The organism is Streptomyces nigrescens (assembly GCF_027626975.1).
Lineage (GTDB): Bacteria > Actinomycetota > Actinomycetes > Streptomycetales > Streptomycetaceae > Streptomyces > Streptomyces nigrescens.
In genome coordinates this window covers 2929995-2956609 of record NZ_CP114203.1, presented here as the reverse complement: position 1 = coordinate 2956609, position 26615 = coordinate 2929995, and the positions used below count along the sequence as shown (strand labels likewise).

Genomic DNA, 26615 nt, shown 5'->3' with positions numbered 1-26615 from the left:
CGCCATTGTCCGATTCGCCCAAGGTTGTTGATCATGGGAAATGCGGCATTTGTCACACACTTCGTGAGCAAACTCACAGGAAGATCATTGAGTCTCCCCGCACTTCGCAGGGAATAGCGCGCTTAGCCTGACGCTTTACACAGTTGCCAAGAATGACAAGGCAGCTTTCCGCAAGCCCTTTCCCGACTTCGATGACGCGAGGCATGCAGCAGTGAAGACGACGACGATGTTCCGCAACATAGCCAACCCGCGGCGCACCACCCTGGCCCACCTCACCGACGCCGACGAGCTCGGCATCGAGGCACCGGAGCACACCGTCGAGCTGCCGGCCCAGACCGCCAACCCCCGCCGTACGGTCCTGATGGAGGCTCCCCAGCAGGACGTCCTGGCGTAATCAGGGACGGACCGGCAGCAGCCCCGCGATAGCCTGGAGTGTCAACTCCGGCCAGTGATCAATGAGGGGCAACAGCAACCCGTGCGCATCGCCAGATTCTCCATCGACGGCAACGTCGGCTTCGGCGTCCTCGAAGGCGACGAACTCGACGTCATCAAGGGGCATCCCTTCGCGGAATTCGAGCGCTCGGGCCAGAAGGTCCCCCTCGACAAGGTCCGGCTGCTGCCGCCGGTCCTGCCCAACAAGGTCGTCGCGATCGGCCGCAACTACGCCGAACACGCCGCCGAGCTGGGCAACGCCGTCCCGGACGTCCCGGTCACCTTCTTCAAGCCGTCCACCTCGGTGATCGGCCCCGGCGACCCCATCGCGTACCCCTCCTTCTCCCAGGAGGTGCACCACGAGGCGGAGCTCGCCGTCGTCATCGGCCGGATGTGCCGTGAGGTGCCCCGCGAGCGCGCCAAGGACGTGATCCTCGGCTACACCTGCGCCAACGACGTCACTGCCCGTGATGTGCAGCAGCGCGAGAAGCAGTGGGCGCGGGCCAAGGGCTTCGACAGCTCCTGCCCGCTCGGCCCCTGGGTCGAGACCGGGCTGGACCCCGCCGACATCGCCGCGGGCCTCGCCGTCCAGTGCACGGTCAACGGCGAACAACGTCAGCTCGGCCGCACCAGCGACATGGTCCGCCCGGTCGAGGACCTGATCGTCCACATCACCGAGGCGATGACCCTGCTCCCCGGCGACGTCATCCTCACGGGCACCCCGGCCGGGGTCGGCCCCCTCAACGTCGGCGACGAGGTCGCCGTCACCATCGAAGGCATCGGCACTCTCACCAACAAGGTGATCAAGCGTGGCTAACGCGACCCCCGTCCGCGTCCGTTTCTGTCCCTCCCCGACCGGTAACCCCCACGTCGGCCTGATCCGTACCGCCCTGTTCAACTGGGCCTACGCACGGCACAACAAGGGCACCCTGGTCTTCCGGATCGAGGACACCGACGCGGCCCGCGACTCCGAGGAGTCCTACCAGCAGCTGCTGGAGTCCTTCCACTGGCTCGGCTTCGACTGGGACGAGGGCCCCGAGGTCGGCGGCCCGCACGAGCCCTACCGCCAGTCGCAGCGCATGGACCTCTACAAGGACATCGCCGACAAGCTCCTCGCCGCCGGCCACGCCTACCACTGCTACTGCACCACCGAAGAGCTCGACGAGCGCCGCGACGCCGCCCGCAAGGCCGGCAGGCCCTCCGGCTACGACGGCACCTGCCGTGCGCTGACCGCGGAGCAGAAGGCCGCGTACGAGGCCGAGGGCCGCGCCGCCATCGTCCGCTTCCGGATGCCCGACGCGCCGATCACCTTCACCGACCTGGTGCGCGGTGAGCTGACCTTCACCCCGGAGAACGTCCCGGACTACGGCATCGTGCGCGCCAACGGCGCCCCGCTGTACACCCTGGTCAACCCGGTCGACGACGCCCTGATGGGGATCACCCACGTCCTGCGCGGCGAGGACCTGCTCTCCTCCACCCCCCGCCAGATCGCCCTCTACCAGGCCCTGATCGAGCTGGGCGTGGCCAAGGAGATCCCGGCCTTCGGCCACCTCCCCTACGTCATGGGCGAGGGCAACAAGAAGCTCTCCAAGCGCGACCCGCAGGCCAACCTCAACCTCTACCGCGAGCGCGGCTTCCTCCCCGAGGGCCTGCTCAACTACCTCGCGCTGCTCGGCTGGTCCTTCTCCGCCGACCAGGACCTCTTCTCGGTGCAGGAGCTGATCGAGAAGTTCGACATCGCGGACGTCAACGCCAACCCGGCCCGCTTCGACCTGAAGAAGGCCGAGGCGATCAACGCCGACCACATCCGGCGCCTGGACCTGGAGTCCTTCATCACGGCCTGCGAGCCCTGGCTGAAGGCCCCGCACGCCAACTGGGCCCCCGAGGACTTCGACGAGGCCGCCTGGCGCGCCATCGCCCCGCACGCCCAGACCCGCCTCACGGTCCTCTCCGACATCACCGCCAACGTCGACTTCCTCTTCCTCAAGGAGCCGGTCGAGGACGAGGCGTCCTGGACGAAGGCGATGAAGGGCGACCCGGTGGGCCTGCTCACCACCGCCCGCGCCAAGCTCGGGACCGCCGACTGGACCTCCGGCCCCGAGCCCCTCAAGGAGGCCGTCCTGGCCGCCGGTGAGGAGCACGGTCTCAAGCTCGGCAAGGCGCAGGCCCCCGTCCGGGTGGCCGTCACCGGCCGCACGGTCGGCCTGCCCCTCTTCGAGTCCCTGGAGATCCTGGGCAAGGAGCGCACCCTCCAGCGCATCGACGCGGCCCTGGCCAAGCTGGCCGGCTGACCTCGTACGCACCCCTACGGGCCCGGATGCCGCACGGCTTCCGGGCCCGTGGCATATCCGGTGCGGTTCGCTAGATTGCGGCCATGCCCCTGCGCGCCGTCCTGTGGGACCTCGACGACACCCTCTTTGACTACACCGGCTCGGACCGGGCCGGGGTGCTGCGGCATCTGCGGACCGAAGGGATCCTCGACGCGTACGGCGGAGAGGAGGTGGCGCTGGAGCGCTGGCGGACGGCCATGGAGACCGAGTTCGCCCGCTTCCTCGCCGGCGAGGTGGGCTTCCTCGATCACCGCAGGGGCCGGACCCGGACGTTTCTGGGGACGCCGCTCTCCGACCCCGAGGCGGACGCCTGGTTCGGCCGGTACCTCGCACACTACGAAGCGTCCTGGGCGCTCTTCCCGGACTCCGCTCCCGCTCTGGCGGCCCTGGCCCCGCTGGTACGGCAGGCGGTGCTGTCCAATGCCGCCACCGCCAACCAGGAGCGCAAGCTGGCCGCCCTGGGGATCCGTACGCACTTCGAGGCGGTGTTCTGCGCCGATGGACTGGGGCACGCCAAGCCGGCCGAGGAGGCGTTCAAGGGGGCCTGTAAGGCGCTCGGCCTAACCCCCGACGAGGTCCTCCACATCGGCGACAAGCTCGACATCGACGCCCTCGGCGCGCGGGACGCCGGGCTGACGGCCGTATGGCTGGACCGTGCGGGCACCGGGGAGGAGCCGCCCGCGGGGGTGCGTCGGATCGCGAGCCTGGCGGAGCTCCCCGAGCTGTTGCACGGGGTTATCGGTTTTGGTGCGCCGTCCACGATCAGGTAATGTTCTTCCTGCGCCGCCCGAGAGGGCCGAAAGGCCCGGCCGGGAAGCGTAAGTCAAAATGAAACCCCCCACGGGGGGTTGCGCTTTGATGGCCTATGGTGTAATTGGCAGCACGACTGATTCTGGTTCAGTTAGTCTAGGTTCGAGTCCTGGTAGGCCAGCTCGCAGAGCTTATCTGCAAAGCCCCCGTTGTGTAGCGGCCTAGCACGCCGCCCTCTCAAGGCGGTAGCGCCGGTTCGAATCCGGTCGGGGGTACAGATCCTTCCCAGGGGGACAGTCCGGGTCGCACCCACTGTCACTCATGCAGGATCGCTAGGGCCCCCGTTGTGTAGCGGCCTAGCACGCCGCCCTCTCAAGGCGGTAGCGCCGGTTCGAATCCGGTCGGGGGTACTGGTCTAAACCACCATGGGCTATGGTGTAATTGGCAGCACGAGTGATTCTGGTTCATTTAGTCTAGGTTCGAGTCCTGGTAGCCCAGCGCGGTGTGTCCTCGTGACACGTCCAACTGCAGGAAAACTTGCCCCCGTTGTGTAGCGGCCTAGCACGCCGCCCTCTCAAGGCGGTAGCGCCGGTTCGAATCCGGTCGGGGGTACAGGAAGAGAAGGCCCCCCGCATCATGCGGGGGGCCTTCTTGCGTCAACTGTCGCTTCCGAAGCGCCTGTTGGACTCCTCGGCCTCCGCCAGCCGGCGCAGGCTGAGCAGCACCGGCTCGTAGAGCACGGTCAGGGCGACCGCCGCCTCCACCTGCTCCGCCGGGGTCCCGAACTCCTCGACCAGATCCAGGTCGACGACCGCGAGCTGTGCCGCCTGGCGGGCGTAGGGCAGCAGATGCGGGAGGTCGCAGGCGTAGTCGAGGCGGTGCAGTGCGGCGATGGCGGTGACGAGCATGCCGAAGGCCGGGGAGCTGTCGGCGATCTCCAGGTTGAAGTGCCAGTCGAGCCGCCTCAGCAGCTCCGTGGCGGTGCGCCGGGCGACCGCGGTCGAGGGGGCGCTCTCGTCGGGCTCCGGGCCGTGGGGGAGTGCCTCCACGGCGATCCCTAGGCGGGAGAGCTGGTCCCGGGAGTCGTCCTCGACGGCCGCCACGACGTCCCGGGCGGTGCTCACCGGGATCCGGCCGACCTGGATCAGGGCCCGGACCAGTCGCAGCCGCCGCAGATGCTCCTCGTCGTACTCGGCCTGGGTGGCGGTGACCCGGCGGCCCGGCGGCAGCAGCCGTTCGCGCAGGTAGTACTTGATCGTGGCGGTGGACACCCCGCTGCGCTCGCTCAGCTCCGCCAGTCGCATACCCCTTGCACCTTCCATTGGAGAGTGTCACTATCTAATCATGGATAGCGACGCTATCCAATGTCGGAAGGGGGCTGTCATGAGTGGCAAGCCGGTGCAGGGACGGATGACGGCGGACGGTGGCCGGGAGGTGGTGGTCTTCCTCATCGGGATGCGCTTCAACAGCTGGCGCGCGGTGCGCAGTTGGCTGCCGGTGTTCCTCGCCATGCCGCGCATGATCAAGGAGCTGGCCCGGGATCCGGACAGCGGGATGATCGGCTACCGGCTGCTTCCCGGACTGCCGAGGAACTTCGCCGTCCTGCAGTACTGGGACTCGAAGGAGAAGCTCTTCGCCTACGCCGCGGATCAGAGCGGGGAGCACCGGCCGGCCTGGGCTGCGTTCAACCGGCGGGTGCGGGAGGGGCGGAACAAGGTCGGCTTCTGGCACGAGACCTATGTGGTCCCGGCGGGCTCGCACGAGAGCATCTACGTCAATATGCCGTCGTTCGGGCTGGGGGAGGCCCTGGGAGCGGTGCCGGTCGGCCGCCGCGGGGAGCGGGCCGTGGACCGGATGGCGGCCTGAGGGCCTGGGGCGGCCCCGTGCGGACGGTCCGCACGGGGCCGCCTTTTTTCGGCATCGTGACCGCGGGCGGCGATGGCCCCTGCCTCGGTCCGCCCCACTGCGGGGTGCTCAGTCGGTGCGCGGCCTTTTCGGCATGGTGACCGCAAGCGGCAACGGCCCCCGCCCCGGCCCGCCCCGCCGCCGGGTGCTCAGCCGGTGCGCCGCAGGCCCTCGGAGAGGCGGGCCGCCGCGTCGATGACCGCCTGGGCGTGCATCCGGCCCGGGTGGCGGGTCAGCCGCTCGATCGGGCCGGAGACCGATACGGCGGCCACCACGCGGTTCGAGGGGCCGCGCACGGGGGCGGAGACCGAGGCCACGCCCGGCTCCCGCTCGCCGATCGACTGGGCCCAGCCGCGGCGCCGTACGCCGGACAGCGCGGTGGCCGTGAAGCGGGCGCCCTGCAGACCGCGGTGCAGCCGCTCGGGCTCCTCCCAGGCCATCAGGATCTGGGCGGCCGAGCCCGCCTTCATGGGGAGCGTGGAGCCGACCGGGACGGTGTCCCGCAATCCGGACAGCCGCTCCGCCGCCGCCACACAGATCCGCATATCGCCCTGCCGGCGATAGAGCTGGGCGCTCTCGCCCGTCACATCGCGGAGGTGGGTGAGTACCGGACCCGCCGTGGCCAGCAGGCGGTCCTCGCCGGCCGCCGCGGCCAGCTCGGACAGCCGTGGGCCCAGGATGAACCGGCCCTGCATGTCCCTCGCCACCATCCGGTGGTGTTCCAGAGCCACGGCCAGCCGGTGGGCCGTGGGTCGTGCAAGCCCTGTCGCCGCGACCAGCCCGGCGAGGGTGGCCGGACCGGACTCCAGGGCACTCAAAACCAGAGCTGCCTTGTCGAGAACGCCGACGCCGCTAGAGTTGTCCATGCAACGATACTCGCGTCTCACACTGTGAAACGCAAGTTCAATTTTCCAGGGAAGTCGTCAATCTGTAGGTGTGGCCCTGGACCAGGGCACGGCGCAAGGCCCGGCAAGGGGATTTCTACGGGCATCGCGCACGGACGAGAAAAGCCGGCACTGAGGCCGGCCGGAGGGAAAGCGATGGGACGGACACTCGCGGAGAAGGTCTGGGACGACCATGTCGTCCGGCGCGCGGAAGGCGAGCCCGACCTTCTCTTCATCGATCTCCACCTCCTGCACGAGGTCACCAGCCCGCAGGCGTTCGACGGCCTCCGCAAGGCCGGCCGCCAGGTGCGCCGTACGGACCTGACCATCGCCACCGAGGATCACAACACCCCGACCCTCGACATCGACAAGCCGATCGCCGACCCGGTCTCGCGCACCCAGCTGGAGACGCTGCGCAAGAACTGTGCGGAGTTCGGGGTCCGGCTGCACCCGCTGGGCGATGTCGAGCAGGGCGTTGTCCACGTTGTGGGACCGCAGTTGGGACTGACCCAGCCCGGCACCACCGTGGTCTGCGGTGACAGCCACACCTCCACCCACGGAGCCTTCGGCGCGCTGGCGTTCGGCATCGGCACCAGCCAGGTGGAGCACGTACTGGCCACCCAGACGCTGCCGCTGGCGCCCTTCAAGACCATGGCGATCACCGTCGACGGTGAGCTGCCCGAGGGCGTCACCGCCAAGGACCTGATCCTGGCGATCATCGCCAGGATCGGCACCGGCGGCGGCCAGGGCTACGTCCTGGAATACCGTGGCTCGGCCATCGAGAAGCTGTCGATGGAAGCCCGGATGACCATCTGCAACATGTCGATCGAGGCGGGCGCACGGGCCGGCATGATCGCCCCGGACGCGACCACCTTCGACTACCTGCGGGGCCGCGACCACGCCCCCCAGGGCGAGGACTGGGACGCCGCGGTCGCGTACTGGAAGACGCTGCGCACCGACGACGACGCGGTCTTCGACGCCGAGGTGCACATCGACGCTTCCGCACTGGCGCCGTTCGTCACCTGGGGCACCAACCCCGGCCAGGGCGCGCCGCTTTCGGCGAACGTCCCCGACCCGGCTTCGTACGAGGACGCCTCGGAGCGGTACGCCGCCGAAAAGGCCCTGGAATACATGGGGTTGACGGCGGGTCAGCCGCTGCGCGAGATCGGCGTGGACACCGTCTTCGTAGGTTCGTGCACCAACGGCCGTATCGAGGACCTGCGCTCCGCGGCCGAGATCCTGGAAGGCCGCAAGGTCGCCGACGGCGTACGGATGCTGATCGTCCCCGGCTCGGTGCGGGTCTCCCTGGAGGCCGTCGCCGAGGGGCTGGACAAGGTCTTCACCGCGGCGGGCGCCGAATGGCGGCACGCGGGCTGCTCGATGTGTCTGGGTATGAACCCCGACCAGCTGGCGCCCGGTGAGCGCTCCGCGTCCACCTCGAACCGCAACTTCGAGGGCCGGCAGGGCAAGGGCGGCCGTACGCACCTGGTCTCGCCGCAGGTCGCCGCCGCAACGGCGGTTCTCGGCCATCTGGCCTCACCGGCCGATCTGTCCGACGTCGCCGTCGCCACGCCCGCGGGAGTCTGAACCATGGAAGCTTTCACCACCCACACCGGCCGGGCCGTCCCGCTGCGCCGCAGCAACGTCGACACCGACCAGATCATCCCGGCCCACTGGCTCAAGAAGGTCACCCGCGACGGCTTCGAGGACGGGCTGTTCGAGGCCTGGCGCAAGGACCCGCAGTTCGTCCTCAACCAGGAGCGTTACAAGGGCGCCACGGTGCTGGTCGCCGGCCCCGACTTCGGCACCGGATCCTCACGTGAGCACGCCGTCTGGGCGCTGCAGAACTACGGGTTCAAGGCCGTCATCTCCTCGCGGTTCGCGGACATCTTCCGCGGCAACTCCCTCAAGAACGGGCTGCTGACGGTGGTCCTGCCGCAGGAGACCGTCGACCGGCTGCAGACGCTGCTGGAGGCCGACCCGACCGCCGAGGTGACGGTCGACCTGGTCGGCCGGCAGGTTCGCGCCGAGGGTGTCACCGCCGACTTCGAGCTGGACGAGAACGCGCGTTGGCGCCTGCTGGAGGGGCTGGACGACATCAGCCTCACCCTTCGGGAGGAGTCGTCCATCGTGGAGTACGAGGCGAACCGGCCGCCGTTCAAGCCGCGTACCATCGAGGTCTGACCTCGGGTTTTATGGCTCAAAGCTATATTGCGTACGATGCGCCCCCTGTGCAGTTGGCAGGGGGCGCATCGCCGTGTTGAGGCGGCTGTTGAGGCCCCGTGAAGCGACAACTCGCCGCAGATGGCACAATTAGCGCATGGAACGCGACGACCAACTCGAGCTCTACGGTCTCGTCGCCGACCGGCTCAAGGACGCACATACAAGAGTGCGGACACTGCAAGTCCCGGAGGGCGTACGGATGGCGCTGACCCGGAAGCTGCTCGTCATCACGGCCGCGGCTAAACACGATCTTGCGGACGCGGCAAGGCGTCTGGAGTGGTTCATGGATGACCTCGACGAAGGTCGTTATCCCGAAGATGTGCACGCCGACAGAAGTCCGTGAAGGTCGAGTTCGTTGCGGCACAAGGGTGATTAGCCCGTTTCGTGTTTGATTTGCGGTATATATCTGCCTAACGTGCGAAAAAGCTTGGAAACTTTCGTTCCAGCAATGTCTCCGAAGGGGAAGACGTGAACAAGGCGCAGCTCGTAGAAGCCATTGCCGACAAGCTCGGCGGCCGTCAGAACGCCGCGGACGCGGTGGACGCTGTACTGGACGCAATCGTCCGTTCAGTTGTCTCCGGCGACCGCGTTTCGGTCACCGGATTCGGTTCGTTCGAGAAGGTCGACCGTCCGGCCCGCTATGCCCGCAACCCGCAGACGGGTGAGCGCGTGCGGGTCAAGAAGACCTCGGTGCCGCGCTTCCGCGCCGGTCAGGGCTTCAAGGACCTGGTGAGCGGCTCGAAGAAGCTCCCCAAGGGCGGCGAGGTCTCCGTGAAGAAGGCCCCGAAGGGCAGCCTCACCGGCGGCGCCGCCATCAAGAAGGCAGCCGCGAAGAAGGCCACCGCCAAGAAGGCCGCTGCCAAGAAGACGACGGCGAAGAAGACCGCGGCGAAGAAGACCACCGCGGCGAAGAAGGCCACCGCCAAGAAGACGACGGCGAAGAAGGCCCCGGCGAAGGCCGCCGCCAAGAAGGCGACCACGGCCAAGAAGACCACCGCGAAGAAGGCGACGGCGAAGAAGACCGCGCCCGCGAAGAAGACGACGGCGAAGAAGGCCCCCGCGAAGAAGGCCACCGCACGCAAGACCACCGCCAAGAAGACCACCGCCCGCAAGCGGTAATTCAGCGACCGCGACGCCACGCGTGGGGCCGGTCTCCCTTCGGGGAGCCCGGCCCGCGGTGCGTTCGGCCGCCGTCCGGCGAGCAGGTCCCGGGCTCCTTCGCTCGCCGTACGGGCGGCCGAAGGGGCCCGGGACCTCCTCGTCTAGGCTCTCTCCCATGCAGGCCACCGCGTATACGTACGACTCCGAGACCCGCTCCGGCAGCGTGCTGCTGGACGACGGCACCCCGCTGCCCTTCGACGCGGCGGCCTTCGACGCCGGCGGTCTGCTGCTGCTGCGGCCCGGTCAGCGGGTCCGTATCGACATCACCGGCGAAGGCGACGCCCGCCGGATCGTCCTGATCACGCTCCAGACGCTCTGACCTGCGGAGGCGACGGCCGCTCCGACCCCTCCGGCGCGGCCGCCCCCGCGGCGGGACGCGGCGCCTGGAGCGCCGTGTGCGGGCCCACGCCCAGCGCCAGGGCGGCCAGCAGATCCTCGCCGGTGTCCACGTCCCGGCGTACCGAGGGCACCTCAGGGCCGGTGATCTCCCGCGCTCCGGATGCCAGGTGACGGGCCCGCGACGCACCTCCGAATGCCGGTTCCAATTCCACTCCGGAAGTCGCGGTCAGAAGTGTTGTCCCGATATCCGCCGCATCCGCGAGAAATGCACGGGGAAATAGCGAAGCGGAATGGAGCACCAGTTCCAGTTCGGCGGGGCGCAGTGCCGGGAGGTCGGCGTTCAGCGCGGCGACCGCCGCGCCCGGGCGACGCGCCCGGACCACGCTCGCTCCATGGGCCAGTGCCGCGTTGAGACCGCGGGCCGGTGTGTCGGGCACGATCCGCGCGCCCAGCGCCGCCAGACGCTCCCCGGCCAGCTGGTCATCCGTGACAACCGCCACATCCCGGACGTCGTCGCAGGCCAGCGCCGCTGTCACGGTATCCAGGGCGAAGGCGAGGGCCAGCCGTGGCCGGAACTCTTCCCCCGCGGCCCGGGAGAGCCTGCTCTTGGCCCGCACCAGTGGTTTCAGCGGCACCACCAGGCTCCATCCCACATCCGCTCCGTCTCGTCGCATCGCCGCCATTCTCACCTGCTGCCGCCGCTCCGCGGGAGCGTCGGGGTTACGGTGTCCTCGACAGAGCGGGTACCTGGGGCGACACTTGTGCGGCTGCCGGCCCGCAGCAGCTTCGCAGGTCCCCACAAGGAGGGTGTCCCAGTGTCCCGCCGCAGAATCGGCTTCTGGTACCGCTTGGCCGCGGTCATCTGCAAACCGCCGCTCTTGGTTCTGTTCAAGCGGGACTGGCGGGGAATGGACCACATTCCGGCCGACGGCGGATTTATCACCGCGGTCAACCACAACTCGTATCTCGATCCGCTCTCGTATGCGCACTATCAGTACAACACCGGGCGGGTCCCCCGATTCCTCGCCAAGGCCGGACTCTTCCGGAGCGGCTTTGTCGGCCTGATGATGCGCGGCACCGGACAGATCCCCGTCTACCGGGAAACCACCGACGCCGCCAACGCGTTCCGCGCCGCCGTCACCGCCATCGACAAGGGCGAATGCGTGGCCTTCTACCCCGAGGGCACCCTCACCCGCGACCCCGAGCTGTGGCCCATGCAGGGCAAGACGGGTGCCGCGCGGGTGGCGCTGCTGACGAAGGCGCCGGTCATTCCCGTCGCGCAGTGGGGCGCCAACGACGCGATGCCGCCGTACGCCAAGGAGAAGAAGCTCCGCCTCTTCCCGCGCAAGACGCTGCGGGTGCAGGCGGGACCGCCGGTCGACCTGAGCGCCTTCTACGACCGGGAGCCGACCGCCGAGGTGCTGCGGGCCGCCACCGACGTCATCATGGCCGCGATCACCGAGCAGCTGGCCGTCGTCCGCGGCGAGCCCGCGCCGGCCGAACCGTACGACTGGCGCAAGGCGATCGCCCGGGAGCGCCGCGCCGCGCGGGAAGCCGCCAAGGCCACCCAGGGCGCCGGAGCGGACAGGACCCCCGCCGAACCGGCCGCCGCCACCGAACCGGCCGTCGGCCCGCAGCAGGCCCGAAGCACCCAGCAGGCACAGGAGGATGAAAGCAAGTGACGCGCTGCGCCGTCTACGGCACGGGGTCCTGGGGTACCGCCTTCGCGATGGTGCTCGCCGACGCAGGATGCGAGGTGACCCTGTGGGGGCGCCGCGAGGCCCTGGTCGACGCCATCAACAACGGCCGTACGAACCCCGACTATCTGCCGGGGGTCGAGCTCCCCGCGGCCGTACGGGCCACCACCGACCCGGCGGAAGCGGCCCGCGGCGCGGAGTTCGCCGTGCTGGCCGTCCCCGCCCAGACGCTGCGCGCCAATCTCGCCGAATGGGCGCCCCTGCTGCCCGCCGACACGGTCCTGGTCTCCCTGATGAAGGGCGTCGAACTGGGCACGGCCAAGCGCATGAGCGAGGTCATCGAGGAGGTCGCCAAAGTGCCCGCGGAGCGGGTCGCGGTGCTGACCGGCCCCAACCTCGCCAAGGAGGTCGCCGCCCGGCAGCCCGCCACCGCGGTCGTGGCCTGCGCCGACGAGGCGGTCGCCCGGCGCTTCCAGGCCGCCTGCCACACGTCGTACTTCCGCCCGTACACCAACACCGATGTGGTGGGCTGTGAACTGGGCGGCGCGGTCAAGAACGTCATCGCGCTCGCCGTCGGCATCGCCACCGGCATGGGCCTGGGCGACAACGCCAAGGCGTCCCTGATCACCCGCGGTCTCGCCGAGACCACCCGGCTCGGCCTCGCCATGGGGGCCGACGCGCACACCTTCGCCGGCCTGGCCGGCATGGGCGACCTCGTCGCCACCTGCTCCTCACCGCTGTCGCGCAACAACACCTTCGGCACCAACCTCGGCCGGGGAATGACGCTCCAGGAGACCATCGCGGTCACCAAGCAGACCGCCGAGGGCGTCAAGTCCTGCGAATCCGTGCTGGATCTGGCCCGCAGGCACGGCGTCGACATGCCGCTCACCGAGACGGTGGTGGAGATCGTCCACGAGGGCAAGCCGCCGATGGTCGCCCTCAAGGACCTGATGTCGCGCAGCGCCAAGTCCGAGCGGCACTGATCCGAGCGGCACTGAAATCGGCACCGAATGACCCGGTCCGGCGCCGTTCGCCGGGGTCCCGTGGCACACGGCACCCCGGCGCGACGCCACCAACGGCCGCCGCAGCACTGACTCCGTGCCGGTCAGCAGGTACCCTCAACCCGATATGAGCAGCGAGACCTCCTCCCACAAGCCCCGCGTCGCCGTCGTGTTCGGCGGCCGCAGCTCCGAGCACGCCATCTCCGTGCTCACGGCCGGCGCCGTGCTGCGTGCCATCGACCGCGAGAAGTACGACGTGCTGCCCATCGGCATCACCACGGACGGCCGCTGGGCGCTGACCGCCGACGACCCCGAGCGGATGGCCATCGCGGACCGGCAGCTGCCCACCGTGGCCGCGCTCGCCGAGTCCACCGAGGGCGGCGTGGTGCTCCCCGTCGACCCGACCAACCGCGAGGTCGTCTACAGCGAGCCGGGCTCGGTGCCCAAGGCGCTCGGCGAGGTCGACGTCGTCTTCCCCGTCCTGCACGGCCCCTACGGGGAGGACGGCACCCTGCAGGGCCTGCTGGAGCTCTCCGGGGTGCCCTACGTCGGCTCGGGCGTGCTCGCCTCCGCCGTCGGCCAGGACAAGGACTACATGAAGCGGGTGTTCACCTCCTTCGGGCTGCCGGTCGGCCCGTACGAGGTCATCCGCCCGCGGGAGTGGGAAAAGGACCCTGCCGCCGCCCGTAAGAAGATCGTGGACTTCGCCGCGGAGCACGGCTGGCCGCTCTTCGTGAAGCCCGCCCGGGCCGGCTCGTCCATGGGCATCACCAAGGTCGACGATCTCGGCGGCCTGGACGAGGCGATCGAGGAGGCCCGGGCGCACGACCCCAAGATCCTCGTGGAGTCGCTGCTGAGCGGCCGCGAGATCGAGTGCGGGGTGCTGGAGTTCGAGGACGGCCCGCGGGCCAGCGTGCCGGCCGAGATCCCGCCGGTCACCGCCCACGACTTCTACGACTTCGAGGCCAAGTACATCGACTCGGCCGACGGGATCGTGCCCGCGCCGCTGACCGCCGAGCAGACCGCGCAGGTCCAGGAGCTGGCGGTCGCGGCCTTCGAGGCGGCGTCCTGCGAGGGCCTGGTGCGCGCGGACTTCTTCCTGCAGGACAACGGCGAGTTCGTGATCAACGAGATCAACACGCTGCCCGGATTCACGCCCATCTCGATGTACCCGCGGATGTGGCAGGAGAGCGGGGTGAGCTACCCGGAGCTGATCGACCGGCTGCTCCAGGCCGCGCTGCACCGCTCCACGGGGCTGCGCTGAGCCACGCGGGTTCCCGGGCACGGTCCTGCCCTGATCCGGCCTCTCCCTGAACAGGCCCTGGACGAGGGCAGGCCCTAGACCCCTACGGGAACGGTCTTCTTCACGGCGCCCGCGAGGTCGGTGAGCGCATCGACCTCGGGGGCGTACTTCCCGGGCACGGTCACCTCGACATAGGCCTTGCGCAGCACGGTCGTGAAGCGGTAGCCGTCGTCCTGCTTCTCGAAGAGCCATCGGACCCCGTTGACTTCCGCCGCGTCGGCGTAGGGGTTGTAATGTTCACTCCCGTGCGTCAGGACGTCGGGCTTCGGTACCCCGCAGCGCAGTTTCACGGCAGGATCGCCCCACATGGCAGTGAAGTCCGAGACCGGCTCGGCGGTGGCCCGCTTCAGCCCGTCCACGGTGTCCGGCAACTCCTGGTGGAGCGCCTTGCAATACCGCGCGGCCGCACCCTCGGGGGAGGGGACGGCCACGTCTTCGGAAGGCGAACAGCTCACCGCGGCGAACAGCACGGTGAGCGCGGGCAGGGCCAGGTGCCGACGGCGCGCAGAGATCACCCGGCCGAGGATACGGGGGAGCTAGAGATGCACGACCGGGCAGGTAAGGGTGCGGGTGATGCCTTCCACTTGCTGGACTTTGGCGACCACCATGCGGCCCAGCTCATCGACGGTGTCGGCCTGTGCGCGCACGATGACGTCATAGGGCCCGGTCACGTCCTCGGCCTGCAGCACGCCGTGGATCTTGGAGATCACCTCAGCTACCGCCGAGGCCTTGCCGACCTCGGTCTGGATCAGGATGTAGGCCTGTACCACGGAACCTCCAGGGCGGCTACGAGGATCATGTGGGAAGAAGGGACGCCACGGTACCGCGTCACCGTGCGGAGCGGGGAGACCCGCGCGGTGAACTCGGCAAGTGCGGCACAGTCGTCAGCCACGTACGGACCGTCCGTACACATGGGAAGGGCAACAGCATGAAGGGCACCGTGGGCGAGCTGGGGGAGTTCGGGCTGATCAGGGAGCTCACCTCCCGGCTCACCTCCACCCCGGCCGTACGGATCGGGCCGGGTGACGACGCCGCGGTGGTCACCGCGCCGGACCGGAGGGTGGTCGCCAGCACCGACATCCTCCTGGAGGGCCGGCACTTCAGGCGCGACTGGTCCACCGCCTACGACGTCGGCCGCAAGGCCGCAGCGCAGAACCTCGCCGACATCGCGGCGATGGGCGCGGTGCCCACCGCGATCCTGCTCGGCCTGGTCGTCCCCGCGGAACTCCCCGCGACCTGGCCCACCGAGCTGATGGACGGGCTGCGCGACGAGTGCCAGGTGGCGGGCGCCGCGGTCGTCGGCGGGGACGTCGTACGCGGCGACACCATCACCGTCGCCATCACCGCGCTCGGCGATCTGCGCAACCAGGAGCCGGTCACCCGGGCCGGCGCCCAGCCCGGCGACGTGGTCGCGGTGACCGGCTGGCTCGGCTGGTCCGCCGCCGGGCACGCCGTCCTCTCCCGCGGCTTCCGCTCGCCGCGCGCCTTCGTGGAGGCCCACCGCCGCCCCGAGCCGCCGTACCACGCGGGCCCCGCGGCGGCCGGACTCGGCGCCACCGCCATGACGGACGTCAGCGACGGCCTGGTCGCCGACCTCGGGCACATCGCCGAGGCCAGCAAGGTCCGGATCGATCTGCGGTCCGCGGGCATCGACATCCCCACGCAGATGTCCGACATCGGCACCGCCGTGGGCGTGGACCCGATGCAGTGGGTGCTCAACGGCGGTGAGGACCATGCGATCGTGGCCACCTTCCCGCCCGATGTGAAGCTGCCCGCCCGGTGGAAGGTCATCGGCGAGGTGCTCCACCCCTCCGCGCTGCCCCAGGTGACGGTGGACGGCGCCCCGTGGGTGAAGGCCGGCTGGGACCACTTCGGCGACAACGGGGACGCCGAATAGTCCCTCAAGGGATACGGGCCGCCCGGGACGGGCGCCCGCAGGACCGAGGTGTGCCGCCGGTAGATTCGGCGGTATGCACATACCTCCACGCGTCCTGACCGTCGCCGGGTCCGACTCCGGCGGCGGCGCGGGCATCCAGGCCGACCTGAAGACGATGCTGGCGCTCGGCACCCACGGCATGAGCGTGCTCACCGCCGTCACCGCCCAGAACTCCCTGGGCGTGCAGGGCGCGTGGGACCTGCCCGCCGAGGCCGTACGGGCCCAGTTCCGCAGCGTCGTCGACGACATCGGCGCGCAGGCGGTGAAGACCGGGATGCTCTCCTCGGCCGAACTCGTCGAAACCGTCGCGGAACTGCTCGCCGGACTGCGGGTCCCGGTCGTCGTCGATCCCGTAGGGGTCTCCAAGCACGGCGATGCGCTGCTCGCCGCCACCGCCCTGGACGCGGTCCGCGGCGTGCTGCTGCCGACCGCCACCGTCGCCACCCCCAACCTGGACGAGGTCGCCCAGCTGACCGGCGTACGGGTCGAGGAGGAGGCCGACATGCGGCGGGCGGCCGGGGCGATCCTGGACTTCGGGCCGCGCTGGGCCCTCATCAAGGGCGGCCATCTGACGGCCGGCCGCGGGTCCGGCGACAGCGCCGTCGATCTGCTCACCGACGGCACCGAGGAGCACTGGCTGCGCGCCCCCCGCCACGACAACCGGCACACCCACGGCACCGGCTGCACCCTCGCCAGCGCACTGGCCGCGCAGCTCGCCAAGGGGGACACCGTCCCGCAGGCCGCCGCGGCGGCGAAGGCCTACGTCACCGGCGCCCTCGCGGCCGGCTTCCGGCTGGGCGCGGGGATCGGGCCCGTGGATCACGGCTGGCGTTGGCGCGGCGCGCACTGACGGCGCTCACGGCGGGGCGCCGCCGGGTCCGTGTCCGGTTCCGGGAACGGCAGAAGCCGGCCCACCACGAAGGTGGACCGGCTTCACAAGCAACCGGCTGGGCTGCGCTACGGCTAAGACGTCAGCGCGAGACCTTGCCGGCCTTGATGCACGAGGTGCAGGCGTTCAGCCGCTTCGGCGTGCGCCCGATCACTGCACGCACCGTCTGGATGTTGGGGTTCCAACGACGGTTGGTACGGCGATGCGAGTGCGAGACACTCTTGCCGAAGCCCGGCCCCTTGCCGCAGACGTCGCAGTTGGCAGCCACGGGTCACTCCAAAGACTTCAGATGCACTTACGGTGAAATCCCGACGAGCCGAGTGCATTGCCCTACCGGCACCGTCAGGAGAGGAATGGCCCGATTCTCATCGGGCAACCGGAGCAGCATACAACGACCGCTCCCGTAGAACGAAACTACCACGCACCCCCGGGCCCCCGCCCCGGCCGCCCTGCCGGAGCGCGGCTACTGTGCGGTGCATCCCGCGACCCAGGAGGACGACGTGCCGTACCCGCTCGACGCCGCCGCGGTCCGCTCCTGGTGCGGGCTGGCTCTGGAGGCGCTCGGCCGGGAACGCGAGCGGATCGACGCGATCAACGTCTACCCGGTGGCCGACGGCGACACCGGCACCAACCTCTATCTGACGCTCGAATCGGCCGCCCGCGCGGTCGAGGCCGCCTTCGACGGACACACCTCGGCCGGCACCGCCCCCTGCCTCGCCGACGCCATCGGCGCCATGGCCCACGGCGCGCTCATCGGGGCGCGCGGCAACTCCGGCACGATCGTGGCGCAGCTGCTGCGCGGGATGACGGAGGTGCTCGCGGCCACCGACGGTTCGGCCGACGCGCTGCGGCGGGCGCTGCGCCGGGCCGCCGCATCGACGTACGAGGCCGTCGCCCACCCCGTGGAGGGCACCGTCCTGACGGTCGCGACCGCCGCCGCCGACGCCGCGGAGCGGGCCGCCGCCGGTGCTGCCGGTGCCGCCGAGGTCGCCCGCGCCGCCCACGAGGGCGCCCGCACCGCGCTGCAGGCGACCCCCGGCCAGCTCGCGGTCCTCGGCCGGGCCGGTGTGGTGGACGCCGGCGGCTGTGGACTGGTCGCCCTGCTGGGGGCGCTCGCGGACGCGCTGTCCGGGGAGGTCTCGGTGACACCGGTCGCCGTACGGGCCGACGCCCCGCTCCCCGAGGCCGCCGGCTGCGAGGTCGCGGACGGGGCGGTGGCGGACGGCCGCGGGGACCCGGAGGGGCCCGCCTTCGAGGTGATCTACCTGCTGGAGGCCGGGGACGCCGCGGTGGCGCGGCTGCGGACCCGGCTCGACGGGCTCGGCGACTCCCTGGTGGTGGTCGGCGGGGACGGCCTGTGGAACGTCCATGTCCATGTCGACGACGCGGGCGCCGCGGTGGAGGCCGGCATCGAGGCGGGCCGCCCCTACCGGGTCCGCATCACGCACTTCGGCGGCGCCTCCCGCACCAAGGAGCCGGCCATGACGGCGCGGGCCGTGGTCGCGGTGGTGCCGGGCGCCGGGCTCGCCGGACTGTGCGCGGAGGCCGGTGCGATGCCGGTCGCCGTACGCCCCGGGGAGCCGCCCGCCAGCGGCGAACTCGTGCAGGCGATCCGGCAGGCGCACGCCCGTGAGGTGATGCTGCTGCCGAACGACCCCGATCTGCGGCACACCGCGGCGGCCGCCGCCGAACAGGCCCGCACCGAAGGCGTCCGGGTCGCGCTGATCCCCACCCGCGCCGCCGTCCAGGGCATCGCGGCGCTGGCCGTGCACGAACCAGGCCGCAGCTTCGACGAGGACGTGGTCGCGATGACCGCGGCGGCGGGCGCCACCCGCTACGCCGAGCTGGCGGTCGCCGAGCGGCAGTCGTGGACGATGGCCGGGGTCTGCCAGGCCGGGGACGTCCTCGGCCTGATCGACGGCGATGTCGTGGTGATCGGCTCCGACCTCACCCGCACCGCGATGACCGTGCTCGACCGGATGCTGTCCGCGGGCGGGGAGATGGTCACCCTGGTCCTCGGCGCGGACGCGCCCGGCGCGCTCGCAGAGCGGCTGGAGCGCCATGTCCGCGAGCGCCATCTCGCCGTGGACACGGTCGTCTACGAGGGCGGACAGCACGCGGCGCCGCTGCTCATCGGCGTGGAGTGAGCGCACCGGACCGGTGGGTGAACCCCGATTGTCACAGGTGTGGTGTGCAATGGATGCGTGGCAGCGCTCGACGAACCCCTGAAGAAAATCCTCGGTGGCACCACCGCGAAGGTGCTGGCCGAGCATCTCGACCTGCATACGGTCGGCGACCTGTTGCACCACTATCCGCGCCGCTATGCCGAGCGCGGTGAGCTGACCCGTCTCGCGGACCTCCCGCTGGACGAACACGTCACGGTCGTCGCGCAGGTCGCGGACGCCCGGGTGCTGAAGTTCAACGGCGGCCGGGGACAGCGCCTGGAGGTGACGCTCACCGACGGCAGCGGGCGGCTCCGGCTGGTCTTCTTCGGCAAGGGCATCCACAAGCCCCACAAGGACCTGCTCCCGGGGCGCCGCGCGATGTTCGCCGGCAAGGTCTCGGTCTTCAACCGCAAACTGCAGCTCGCCCACCCCGAATACGAGCTCCTCGACCGCACGGCCGACGACGGGGAGGACGCCGTCAGCGCCTTCGCCAACCAGCTCATGCCGATCTATCCGGCCTGCCAGCAGATGGCGTCCTGGAAGATCGCCAAGGCGGTCGACGCGGTGCTGCCCAGCGCGCGGGACGCTATCGACCCGCTGCCGGAATCGCTGCGCGAGGGGCGGGCGCTGGTGCCGCTCACCGAGGCGCTGCTGAAGATCCACCGTCCGGCCACCAAGGCCGATATCGCCGATGCGCGGGCCCGCCTGAAGTGGGACGAGGCCTTCGTCCTCCAGGTCGCGCTCGCCCGGCGCCGCCGCGCCGAGACCCAACTCCCCGCCGTGGCACGGACCCTGACCGAGGGCGGCATCCTCGACGCCTTCGACGCCAAGCTGCCCTTCACCCTCACCGAAGGCCAGCAGAAGGTCAGCCAGGAGATCTTCGACGACCTGGCGACCGAGCACCCCATGCACCGCCTCCTCCAGGGCGAGGTGGGCTCCGGCAAGGCGCAGCCGCTGGACGCACTGGTGCTGACGCCGCGCGGTTTCCGTCCCATGGGGGAGATGACCGTCGGCACCGAGGTGGTGGTGCCGAGCGGCGAGCTCGCCGTGGTGGACGGCGTCTTCCCGCAGGGCGAGCGGGAGGTGTGGCGCCTCGTGCTGTCCGACGGGAGCACCGTCGAGTGCGATGACGAGCATCTGTGGATCGTCGGGACCCGCGGTACGGGGGAGCAGGTGCTGACCACCCGTGAACTGCGGGGGGATCTGCTGCGGGCCGACGGCCGCCCCAAGTGGTCCATCGCCCCGGCCACGCCGGTGGACCTGGAGGGCGGCGAGGCCCGGCCGCTCGACCCTTACGAGGTGGGGCGGGCGCTGGGCGAGGCCGGCGCCGGCCGCCCGGCGGACCGGGTGCCGTCCGCGTACCGCAACGCCCCGCTCAAGGACCGGCTGGCCGTGGTGCAGGGCCTGATGGACGCCGGTGGCATGCGCGCGGGGGGCGCCGCGGTGTACCGCGCGGCGGCCGGCCCCCTGGCTGAGGACCTGGCCTGGCTGGTGCGTTCCCTGGGCGGCGGGGCCCGGCTCCATCCCGTACGGGACGGCGCGTACGACGTCTCGGTGGCGTTGCCGGCCGGGTATCCGCCCTTCCGCGACGCGGGCCGTGAGCATGCGGTGCCCGGCGGGTCCGCCGGCTGCCCGGAGGACGGCACCGGCTTCCGGCGCGCCATCCGGGCCATCGAGTACGCCGGCCGCAAACCCGTCCAGTGCATCAGCGTCCGGCACCCCGGCCACGCCTATGTGACCGACCACTTCACCGTCACGCACAACACCATGGTCGCGCTGCGCGCCATGCTCGGCGTGGTCGACAGCGGCGGCCAGGCCGCGATGCTGGCGCCGACCGAGGTCCTGGCCCAGCAGCACCACCGCTCGATCACCGAGATGATGGGGGAGCTGGCCGAGGGCGGGATGCTCGGCGGCGCGGAGCGGGGCACCAAAGTGGTGCTGCTGACCGGCTCCATGGGGGCCGCCGCCCGCCGCCAGGCGCTGCTCGACCTGGTCACCGGCGAGGCCGGGATCGTCGTCGGCACCCATGCCCTGATCGAGGACAAGGTGCAGTTCCACGACCTGGGGCTGGTCGTCGTCGACGAACAGCACCGGTTCGGCGTCGAGCAACGGGACGCGCTGCGCGGCAAGGGCAAACAGCCGCCCCATCTGCTGGTGATGACGGCGACGCCCATCCCGCGCACGGTCGCCATGACCGTCTTCGGCGATCTGGAGACCTCCGTCCTGGACCAGCTCCCCGCCGGACGCTCACCGATCGCCAGCCATGTGGTGCCCGCCAAGGACAAGCCGCACTTCCTCGCGCGCGCCTGGGAGCGGGTCCGCGAAGAGGTCGCGGCCGGCCACCAGGGCTATGTGGTGTGCCCGCGGATCGGCGACGAGGAGGACGCGCCCAAGGGGGCGAAGAAGGGCGCGGCAGGCTCCAAGGGCGCTGCGGCCAAGGCGAGTTCACCGGAGGACGCGGAGGAGAAGCGGCCGCCGCTCGCGGTGCTCGACATCGCCGGGCAGCTCACCGCCGGCCCGCTCGACGGCCTGCGGGTGGCGGTCCTGCACGGCCGGATGGCGCCGGACGACAAGGACGACGTGATGCGCCGGTTCGCCGCCGGCGAGCTGGATGTGCTGGTCGCGACGACCGTCATCGAGGTCGGGGTGAACGTCCCGAACGCCACCGCCATGGTGATCATGGACGCGGACCGCTTCGGCGTCTCCCAGCTGCACCAGCTGCGCGGCCGGGTCGGCCGTGGCTCCGCGCCCGGTCTGTGCCTGCTGGTCAGCGAGATGCCCGAGGCCAGCCCGGCCCGCGCCCGGCTCGCCGCCGTGGCCGGCACCCTCGACGGCTTCGAACTCTCCCGTATCGACCTGGAACAGCGGCGCGAGGGCGATGTCCTCGGCCAGGCGCAGTCCGGCGTCCGCTCCTCGCTGCGGATGCTCGCGGTCATCGAGGACGAGGAGGTGATCGCGGCCGCCCGCGACGAGGCCACCGAACTCGTCACCGCCGACCCCGAGCTGTCCGGATATCCGGAGCTGCGGATCGCCCTGTCCGCCCTGCTGGACGACGAACGGGAGCAGTATCTGGACAAGGGGTGAGAGACGCCGCGGCGAGAGTGGAGCGCGGCGGGCAGGGTCCGGCGGCCCGCCGCCACGTGAGATCGATCACCGTGCACCGCGCTTCCCGGAAGCTCCGGCCGGACGTCGGCCGTCGGCTGACGGAATATCGTGGAGGTGCGGAGCCTGCCCGGCTCCCCCTCAGCACACCGACCACGCGCAACGTAAGGACGGGCCCATGACCCGCGTGATCGCCGGTACGGCCGGCGGCCGCCGCCTGGCCGTACCACCGGGAAACGGCACCCGCCCCACCTCCGACCGGGCGCGCGAGGGCATGTTCTCCACCTGGGAGTCGCTCGACGGACCGCTGGCCGGTGCCCGGGTCCTCGATCTGTACGGCGGTTCCGGTGCGGTCGGCCTGGAGGCGCTCTCCCGCGGTGCCGCGCACGTCCTGCTGGTCGAGGCCGATGCCCGCGCGGTGCGCACCATCCGGGACAACGTCCGTACGGTCGGCCTCCCCGGCGTCGAGGTCCGGGCCGGCAAGGCCGAGCAGACCGCCGCCGCCCCCGCACCGGGGGAGCCGTACGACATCGTCTTCCTGGACCCGCCCTACGTGGTGTCCGACGCGGAACTCTGCGAGATCCTGCTCACACTCCGTGGTCAGGGGTGGCTTGCGGAGCAGGCACTCGTCACCGTGGAGCGCAGCACCAGAGGCGGCACGTTCCCATGGCCGGACGGTTTCGAAGCGATCAAGGCCCGTCGCTACGGCGAGGGGACGCTTTGGTACGGTCGCGCCGCTTCGGCGTCCGCCGTATCGACGTCAGCAAGCGTGTCATGACCGGATCGGAGAGCGAGGAAACCGAGTTGCGCCGCGCCGTCTGTCCGGGGTCATTCGACCCCATCACCAACGGGCACCTGGACATCATCGCCCGTGCCTCCAAGCTGTACGACGTCGTCCACGTCGCCGTGATGATCAACCAGTCCAAGCAGGGGCTGTTCACGGTCGACGAGCGGATCGACCTCATCCGCCGGGCCACCGCCGAGTACGGCAACGTGGAGGTCGAGGCCTTCCACGGACTCCTCGTCGACTTCTGCAAGCAGCGCGACATCCCCGCGATCGTCAAGGGACTGCGGGCCGTCAGCGACTTCGACTACGAGCTGCAGATGGCCCAGATGAACAACGGCCTGTCCGGGGTGGAGACGCTCTTCGTCCCCACCAATCCGACCTACAGCTTCCTCTCCTCCAGCCTCGTGAAGGAGGTCGCCGCCTGGGGCGGCGATGTCTCCCACCTGGTCCCGCCGTTCGTCCTCGAAGCCCTCACCGAGCGCCTGCGGAAGAAGGACTGATCACCGCACTCGGCGCACCCCGCGCGATGCCGGACTGATGGGGCGTCAGGTGGTGTCGGGCGGAGGGCCGGTGGACGTACAGTCGTCCCGTTCCGTCGTTCAAAACCCTTCAGAGAGTGGCGAGTCCAAGGTGGACGTGCAGAAGAAGCTCGACGACATCGTCGCGACCGTCGGCGGTGCCCGGTCCATGCCCATGTCGGCCTCGTGCGTGGTCAACCGCGCCGAGCTGCTCGCCATGCTGGAGGAGGTGCGCGCGGCGCTGCCGGGCTCCCTCGCACAGGCGCAGGAGCTGCTCGGCGGGCGGGAGCAGATGGTCGAGGAGGCACGGGCGGAAGCGGAGCGGATCATCGAGACCGCGCACGCCCAGCGCGGATCGCTGATTTCCGACACCGAGGTCGCCCGGCAGTCCCAGGAGGAGGCGGACCGGATCCTGGCGGAGGCCCGCCGGGAGGCGGAGGAGATCCGCGCCGAGGCCGACGACTACGTGGACAGCAAGCTCGCCAACTTCGAGGTCGTGCTCACCAAGACCATCGGGTCCGTCGACCGCGGCCGCGAGAAGCTGCTCGGCCGCGGCCCGGGGCTCGACGAGCAGGGCTACGAGGACACCGAGGCCCCGGAGCGCAGCGGCGACCCGGAGACCCTCAGGCAGCGCGCCGATGCCTATGTGGACGCCAAGTTCGGGGCGTTCCAGGCCGTGCTGACCAAGACGCTGGAGGCGGTCGGCCGGGGCCGCGACAAGCTCCAGGGCGCCCAGGCGATCGATGAGCTGGCCGTCCATCTGGCGGCGCAGGGTGATCCGCGCTCCCAGCATCCGCAGGCCGACGCCGACTACCTCGCCGGCCTGGCGGACATCGGCGCCGACCAGGCACCACAGCAGCCCCAGGCACCACAGCCGCCTCAGGTGCCCCCGATGCCCCAGACGCAGCCCCAGCACCAGCAGCCTCAGGAGCACCAGCAGCCCCTCCAGCCCCAGCTTCAGCAGCAGGGCTACTACGACCCCGCGGCCTACCCGCAGCAGCAGGACGTCTACGGCTATCAGCAGCAGCCGCAGGAGGCGGCCTACGCCCAGGACGCCCAGCACCAGAATCTGTACGGCTACGACTGGCAGCAGCAGGCCCAGCAGCAGGGATACGACCCGCACGCGTATCTCCAGCAGCAGGTGCCCCAGCAGCCCCAGCACGCCCCGCACGACCCCGCCGCCCGGCCCGGTGCGCTGGACGAGACCAGCCTCTTCGACACCAGCGTGATCGACCTGGACCAGCTCCGGCAGTACGAGGAGAGGCGCCAGTAGGCGGCCCTGCCCGCGGGGCCGGGGCGGGGGCCGGTAGCGGATTGGGCCTATCGGGGCCCGTCCAGTATCCTGGCTCTTCGGTCGCGCGTATTCCCGCGATCTCTGCTGCCCTAATCCAGTACCTCTGGCAAACGGCGGCACGCAATCCCCGTAGAAAGCAGGAAGCCATCAACGCCCGCCTCGACCACCGTTCCCCTCTCGTGTTCGATACGCGCGAGCTGGGCCGGCGTCCCGGTGCGCTCAAGAGGGTCTCCCGCTCCGCCGAGGCCCCCCGGGACCTCGGCAATGAGGTCATCGGCGTACCCGAGGGCGCACCGATCGAGCTCGACCTCCGCCTGGAATCGGTCATGGACGGGGTGCTTGTCACAGGCACCGGCCGTGCAACCGTCAAGGGGGAGTGCGTAAGGTGTCTGGAGCCGCTGGAGCGAGAGCTCGACGCGGACTTCCAGGAGATGTTCACCTACCCCGACGCCGATGCCCGGGTCCGCGAGGCGGACGCCGGCGACGACGCCGAGGATGAGGAGGACACCCTCTTCCTCGAGGACGACCTGTTCGACCTCGAACCCGTGCTGCGTGACGCGGTGGTGCTTGCACTGCCGATGCAGCCGGTGTGCCAGGACGACTGCCCCGGTCTGTGCTCCGATTGCGGAGTGCGGCTGGCGGACGACCCGGACCACCACCACGACGCCGTCGACATCCGTTGGGCGGCACTGCAGGGACTCGCCGGGACCGTCAAGGACGGCGAGAAGGACAACATGGGCGGCGCCGAAGCGGGCGTCGACGAGAAGCAGGAGAAGTAGCCGTGGCTGTTCCGAAGCGGAAGATGTCGCGCAGCAACACGCGCCACCGCCGGTCGCAGTGGAAGGCTGCGGTCCCCACCCTGGTGGCGTGCGAGCGCTGCCACGAGCCGAAGCAGCAGCACATCGCGTGCCCGAGCTGCGGCACCTACAACAAGCGCCAGGTCCTCGAGGTCTGAGCGGCTGGTGACAGGCTCCATGTCAGACGCCAACTCGACTTCCCGCAAACGCGGGGATGAACCGACTCCGGCGGACACAGCCTCGTCCCACACGCTTCTGGAAGGGCGGCTCGGGTACCAGCTCGAGTCCGCCCTTCTGGTGCGTGCGCTGACGCACCGCTCGTACGCATACGAGAACGGCGGTCTGCCCACCAACGAGCGGCTCGAATTCCTCGGGGATTCGGTGCTCGGCCTGGTGGTCACGGACACGCTGTACCGCATCCACCCCGATCTCCCGGAAGGCCAGCTGGCCAAGCTCCGGGCCGCGGTGGTCAACTCGCGTGCGCTTGCCGAGGTGGGCCGCGGCCTCGACCTCGGCGCCTTCATCCGCCTCGGACGGGGCGAAGAGGGCACGGGCGGCCGGGACAAGGCCTCCATCCTCGCCGACACCCTTGAAGCGGTGATCGGCGCGGTCTATCTCGACCAGGGTCTCGACGCGGCCGGCGAGCTGGTGCACCGGCTCTTCGACCCGCTGATCGAGAAGTCCTCCAGCCTGGGCGCGGGCCTGGACTGGAAGACCAGCCTCCAGGAACTCACCGCGACCGAAGGCCTCGGCGTTCCGGAGTACCTGGTCACCGAGACCGGCCCCGACCACGAGAAGACCTTTACTGCTGCCGCCCGCGTCGGTGGTGTCTCGTACGGCACCGGCACCGGCCGCAGCAAGAAGGAAGCCGAGCAGCAGGCGGCCGAGTCCGCGTGGCGTGCGATTCGCGCCGCGGCGGACGAGGCGGCCAAGGCGGCAGCTTCCGGCGACGAGGTGTCGCCGGAAGCGGAGAACTCGGCTCCGGCCGCCGGCGACGGTTCGTCGTCGGCACACTGAAGCACCGATTCTGACCCCGTCCGGGGCGGCCGCGCGTCGCCCCGGACGGGGTCAGAAGTCTTTCGCCCCACCGTCGTTCCCAAGG

At 70.6% G+C, this 26615-nt stretch carries 29 protein-coding genes and 5 tRNA genes; 28 read left to right on the top strand and 6 right to left on the bottom strand.

The window, feature by feature from the left end:
- The first annotated feature begins 211 nt into the window (after nt 1–211).
- The 9 genes from STRNI_RS13315 to STRNI_RS13275 all read left to right on the top strand — a co-directional run bounded on the left by STRNI_RS13315 (nt 212) and on the right by STRNI_RS13275 (nt 4124).
- Complete coding sequence (locus tag STRNI_RS13315; protein ID WP_093647115.1) at nt 212–394, top strand: hypothetical protein; 183 nt, start codon at nt 212–214, stop codon at nt 392–394.
- 81 nt (nt 395–475) lie between these two features.
- Nucleotides 476–1249, top strand: a complete 774-nt coding sequence (locus tag STRNI_RS13310; protein WP_018087197.1) for a fumarylacetoacetate hydrolase family protein — start codon at nt 476–478, stop codon at nt 1247–1249.
- Nucleotides 1242–2723 carry a glutamate--tRNA ligase gene (gltX, locus tag STRNI_RS13305; protein ID WP_018087196.1) on the top strand — a complete coding sequence of 494 codons (1482 nt, stop codon included), beginning with the start codon at nt 1242–1244 and terminating at the stop codon, nt 2721–2723. Before STRNI_RS13310 ends, gltX begins: the two co-directional genes overlap by 8 nt.
- A gap of 83 nt (nt 2724–2806) precedes the next feature.
- Nucleotides 2807–3532, top strand: coding sequence for an HAD family hydrolase (locus STRNI_RS13300; RefSeq protein WP_277411312.1), 726 nt, complete (start codon nt 2807–2809; stop codon nt 3530–3532).
- 89 nt (nt 3533–3621) lie between these two features.
- Nucleotides 3622–3693: transfer RNA gene (locus tag STRNI_RS13295), tRNA-Gln, on the top strand.
- 21 nt (nt 3694–3714) lie between these two features.
- A tRNA-Glu gene (locus STRNI_RS13290) sits at nt 3715–3787 on the top strand.
- A gap of 62 nt (nt 3788–3849) precedes the next feature.
- Nucleotides 3850–3922, top strand: a tRNA-Glu gene (locus STRNI_RS13285).
- Between the two features lie 16 nt (nt 3923–3938).
- Nucleotides 3939–4010: transfer RNA gene (locus tag STRNI_RS13280), tRNA-Gln, on the top strand.
- A gap of 41 nt (nt 4011–4051) precedes the next feature.
- Nucleotides 4052–4124 (top strand) — tRNA-Glu (locus tag STRNI_RS13275).
- Between the two features lie 44 nt (nt 4125–4168).
- Here STRNI_RS13275 and STRNI_RS13270 read toward each other — a convergent pair.
- Nucleotides 4169–4816 (bottom strand): MerR family transcriptional regulator, encoded by a 648-nt coding sequence (locus tag STRNI_RS13270; RefSeq protein ID WP_277411311.1) that lies wholly within the window; start codon nt 4814–4816, stop codon nt 4169–4171.
- Between the two features lie 79 nt (nt 4817–4895).
- On the opposite strand from STRNI_RS13270, the gene STRNI_RS13265 reads away from it, so the two are divergent.
- Nucleotides 4896–5378, top strand: coding sequence for a DUF4188 domain-containing protein (locus STRNI_RS13265; RefSeq protein ID WP_277411310.1), 483 nt, complete (start codon nt 4896–4898; stop codon nt 5376–5378).
- A 188-nt stretch (nt 5379–5566) separates the two neighbouring features.
- Here the strand turns inward: STRNI_RS13265 and ndgR are convergent, their stop codons facing one another.
- Nucleotides 5567–6283, bottom strand: a complete 717-nt coding sequence (ndgR, locus tag STRNI_RS13260) for an IclR family transcriptional regulator NdgR (RefSeq protein WP_026169203.1) — start codon at nt 6281–6283, stop codon at nt 5567–5569.
- Between the two features lie 174 nt (nt 6284–6457).
- Here ndgR and leuC point away from each other — a divergent pair, with 174 nt between their 5' ends.
- From leuC to STRNI_RS13235, 5 genes are all read left to right on the top strand, one after another.
- Nucleotides 6458–7888 (top strand): 3-isopropylmalate dehydratase large subunit, encoded by a 1431-nt coding sequence (gene leuC / locus STRNI_RS13255; RefSeq protein WP_093647108.1) that lies wholly within the window; start codon nt 6458–6460, stop codon nt 7886–7888.
- A 3-nt stretch (nt 7889–7891) separates the two neighbouring features.
- Nucleotides 7892–8485: a 3-isopropylmalate dehydratase small subunit gene (gene leuD, locus STRNI_RS13250; protein WP_127153193.1), complete on the top strand. Its 594-nt coding sequence runs from the start codon at nt 7892–7894 to the stop codon at nt 8483–8485.
- A gap of 136 nt (nt 8486–8621) precedes the next feature.
- Nucleotides 8622–8867 (top strand): SCO5555 family protein, encoded by a 246-nt coding sequence (locus STRNI_RS13245; protein WP_018087189.1) that lies wholly within the window; start codon nt 8622–8624, stop codon nt 8865–8867.
- A 125-nt stretch (nt 8868–8992) separates the two neighbouring features.
- Complete coding sequence (locus STRNI_RS13240; protein ID WP_262042044.1) at nt 8993–9643, top strand: HU family DNA-binding protein; 651 nt, start codon at nt 8993–8995, stop codon at nt 9641–9643.
- A 157-nt stretch (nt 9644–9800) separates the two neighbouring features.
- Nucleotides 9801–10004: a hypothetical protein gene (locus tag STRNI_RS13235; protein WP_093647104.1), complete on the top strand. Its 204-nt coding sequence runs from the start codon at nt 9801–9803 to the stop codon at nt 10002–10004.
- On the opposite strand, the gene cofC is transcribed toward STRNI_RS13235, so the two are convergent.
- Nucleotides 9985–10698 carry a 2-phospho-L-lactate guanylyltransferase gene (cofC, locus tag STRNI_RS13230; RefSeq protein ID WP_277411309.1) on the bottom strand — a complete coding sequence of 238 codons (714 nt, stop codon included), beginning with the start codon at nt 10696–10698 and terminating at the stop codon, nt 9985–9987. The two genes, STRNI_RS13235 and cofC, sit on opposite strands and share 20 nt — an antisense overlap.
- Before the next feature lie 141 nt (nt 10699–10839).
- Between cofC and STRNI_RS13225 the strand changes: the two genes are divergently transcribed.
- From STRNI_RS13225 to STRNI_RS13215, 3 genes are all read left to right on the top strand, one after another.
- Entirely contained in the window at nt 10840–11706 is an 867-nt protein-coding gene (locus STRNI_RS13225) for a lysophospholipid acyltransferase family protein (protein WP_018087185.1), read from the top strand.
- The gene (locus tag STRNI_RS13220) at nt 11703–12704 is read left to right on the top strand and encodes an NAD(P)H-dependent glycerol-3-phosphate dehydrogenase (RefSeq protein ID WP_018087184.1); all 1002 of its coding nucleotides are present in this window, start codon (nt 11703–11705) and stop codon (nt 12702–12704) included. Before STRNI_RS13225 ends, STRNI_RS13220 begins: the two co-directional genes overlap by 4 nt.
- Before the next feature lie 145 nt (nt 12705–12849).
- Nucleotides 12850–13986: a D-alanine--D-alanine ligase family protein gene (locus STRNI_RS13215; RefSeq protein ID WP_148587761.1), complete on the top strand. Its 1137-nt coding sequence runs from the start codon at nt 12850–12852 to the stop codon at nt 13984–13986.
- Between the two features lie 74 nt (nt 13987–14060).
- On the opposite strand, the gene STRNI_RS13210 is transcribed toward STRNI_RS13215, so the two are convergent.
- Both STRNI_RS13210 and STRNI_RS13205 read right to left on the bottom strand, forming a co-directional pair.
- Nucleotides 14061–14540, bottom strand: a complete 480-nt coding sequence (locus STRNI_RS13210) for a DUF3515 domain-containing protein (RefSeq protein ID WP_093647099.1) — start codon at nt 14538–14540, stop codon at nt 14061–14063.
- Nucleotides 14541–14561: 21 nt separating this feature from the next.
- Nucleotides 14562–14795, bottom strand: coding sequence for an Lrp/AsnC ligand binding domain-containing protein (locus STRNI_RS13205; protein WP_018087181.1), 234 nt, complete (start codon nt 14793–14795; stop codon nt 14562–14564).
- A 158-nt stretch (nt 14796–14953) separates the two neighbouring features.
- On the opposite strand from STRNI_RS13205, the gene STRNI_RS13200 reads away from it, so the two are divergent.
- Nucleotides 14954–15922: a thiamine-phosphate kinase gene (locus STRNI_RS13200; protein ID WP_018087180.1), complete on the top strand. Its 969-nt coding sequence runs from the start codon at nt 14954–14956 to the stop codon at nt 15920–15922.
- Between the two features lie 73 nt (nt 15923–15995).
- Nucleotides 15996–16811: a bifunctional hydroxymethylpyrimidine kinase/phosphomethylpyrimidine kinase gene (gene thiD, locus STRNI_RS13195; RefSeq protein ID WP_018087179.1), complete on the top strand. Its 816-nt coding sequence runs from the start codon at nt 15996–15998 to the stop codon at nt 16809–16811.
- A 121-nt stretch (nt 16812–16932) separates the two neighbouring features.
- On the opposite strand, the gene rpmB is transcribed toward thiD, so the two are convergent.
- The gene (rpmB, locus tag STRNI_RS13190; protein WP_018087178.1) at nt 16933–17118 is read right to left on the bottom strand and encodes a 50S ribosomal protein L28; all 186 of its coding nucleotides are present in this window, start codon (nt 17116–17118) and stop codon (nt 16933–16935) included.
- A 232-nt stretch (nt 17119–17350) separates the two neighbouring features.
- On the opposite strand from rpmB, the gene STRNI_RS13185 reads away from it, so the two are divergent.
- From STRNI_RS13185 to rnc, 8 genes are all read left to right on the top strand, one after another.
- On the top strand, nt 17351–18997 hold the full coding sequence (locus STRNI_RS13185) for a DAK2 domain-containing protein (RefSeq protein WP_277411308.1): 1647 nt from the start codon (nt 17351–17353) through the stop codon (nt 18995–18997).
- 57 nt (nt 18998–19054) lie between these two features.
- Nucleotides 19055–22099: a helicase-related protein gene (locus STRNI_RS13180; protein WP_277411307.1), complete on the top strand. Its 3045-nt coding sequence runs from the start codon at nt 19055–19057 to the stop codon at nt 22097–22099.
- Between the two features lie 196 nt (nt 22100–22295).
- Nucleotides 22296–22895, top strand: coding sequence for a 16S rRNA (guanine(966)-N(2))-methyltransferase RsmD (rsmD, locus tag STRNI_RS13175; protein ID WP_018087175.1), 600 nt, complete (start codon nt 22296–22298; stop codon nt 22893–22895).
- A complete protein-coding gene (gene coaD / locus STRNI_RS13170; protein ID WP_026169199.1) occupies nt 22892–23404 on the top strand; it encodes a pantetheine-phosphate adenylyltransferase in 513 nt (170 codons plus the stop codon). The genes rsmD and coaD overlap by 4 nt, the downstream gene beginning before the upstream one ends.
- A 130-nt stretch (nt 23405–23534) precedes the next feature.
- The gene (locus STRNI_RS13165) at nt 23535–24695 is read left to right on the top strand and encodes an ATP synthase F0 subunit B (RefSeq protein ID WP_277411306.1); all 1161 of its coding nucleotides are present in this window, start codon (nt 23535–23537) and stop codon (nt 24693–24695) included.
- 200 nt (nt 24696–24895) lie between these two features.
- On the top strand, nt 24896–25495 hold the full coding sequence (locus tag STRNI_RS13160; protein WP_018087172.1) for a YceD family protein: 600 nt from the start codon (nt 24896–24898) through the stop codon (nt 25493–25495).
- A gap of 2 nt (nt 25496–25497) precedes the next feature.
- Nucleotides 25498–25671: a 50S ribosomal protein L32 gene (rpmF, locus tag STRNI_RS13155; RefSeq protein ID WP_003951102.1), complete on the top strand. Its 174-nt coding sequence runs from the start codon at nt 25498–25500 to the stop codon at nt 25669–25671.
- Between the two features lie 19 nt (nt 25672–25690).
- Nucleotides 25691–26530 carry a ribonuclease III gene (gene rnc, locus STRNI_RS13150; RefSeq protein WP_018087171.1) on the top strand — a complete coding sequence of 280 codons (840 nt, stop codon included), beginning with the start codon at nt 25691–25693 and terminating at the stop codon, nt 26528–26530.
- The last annotated feature ends 85 nt before the right edge of the window (nt 26531–26615 follow it).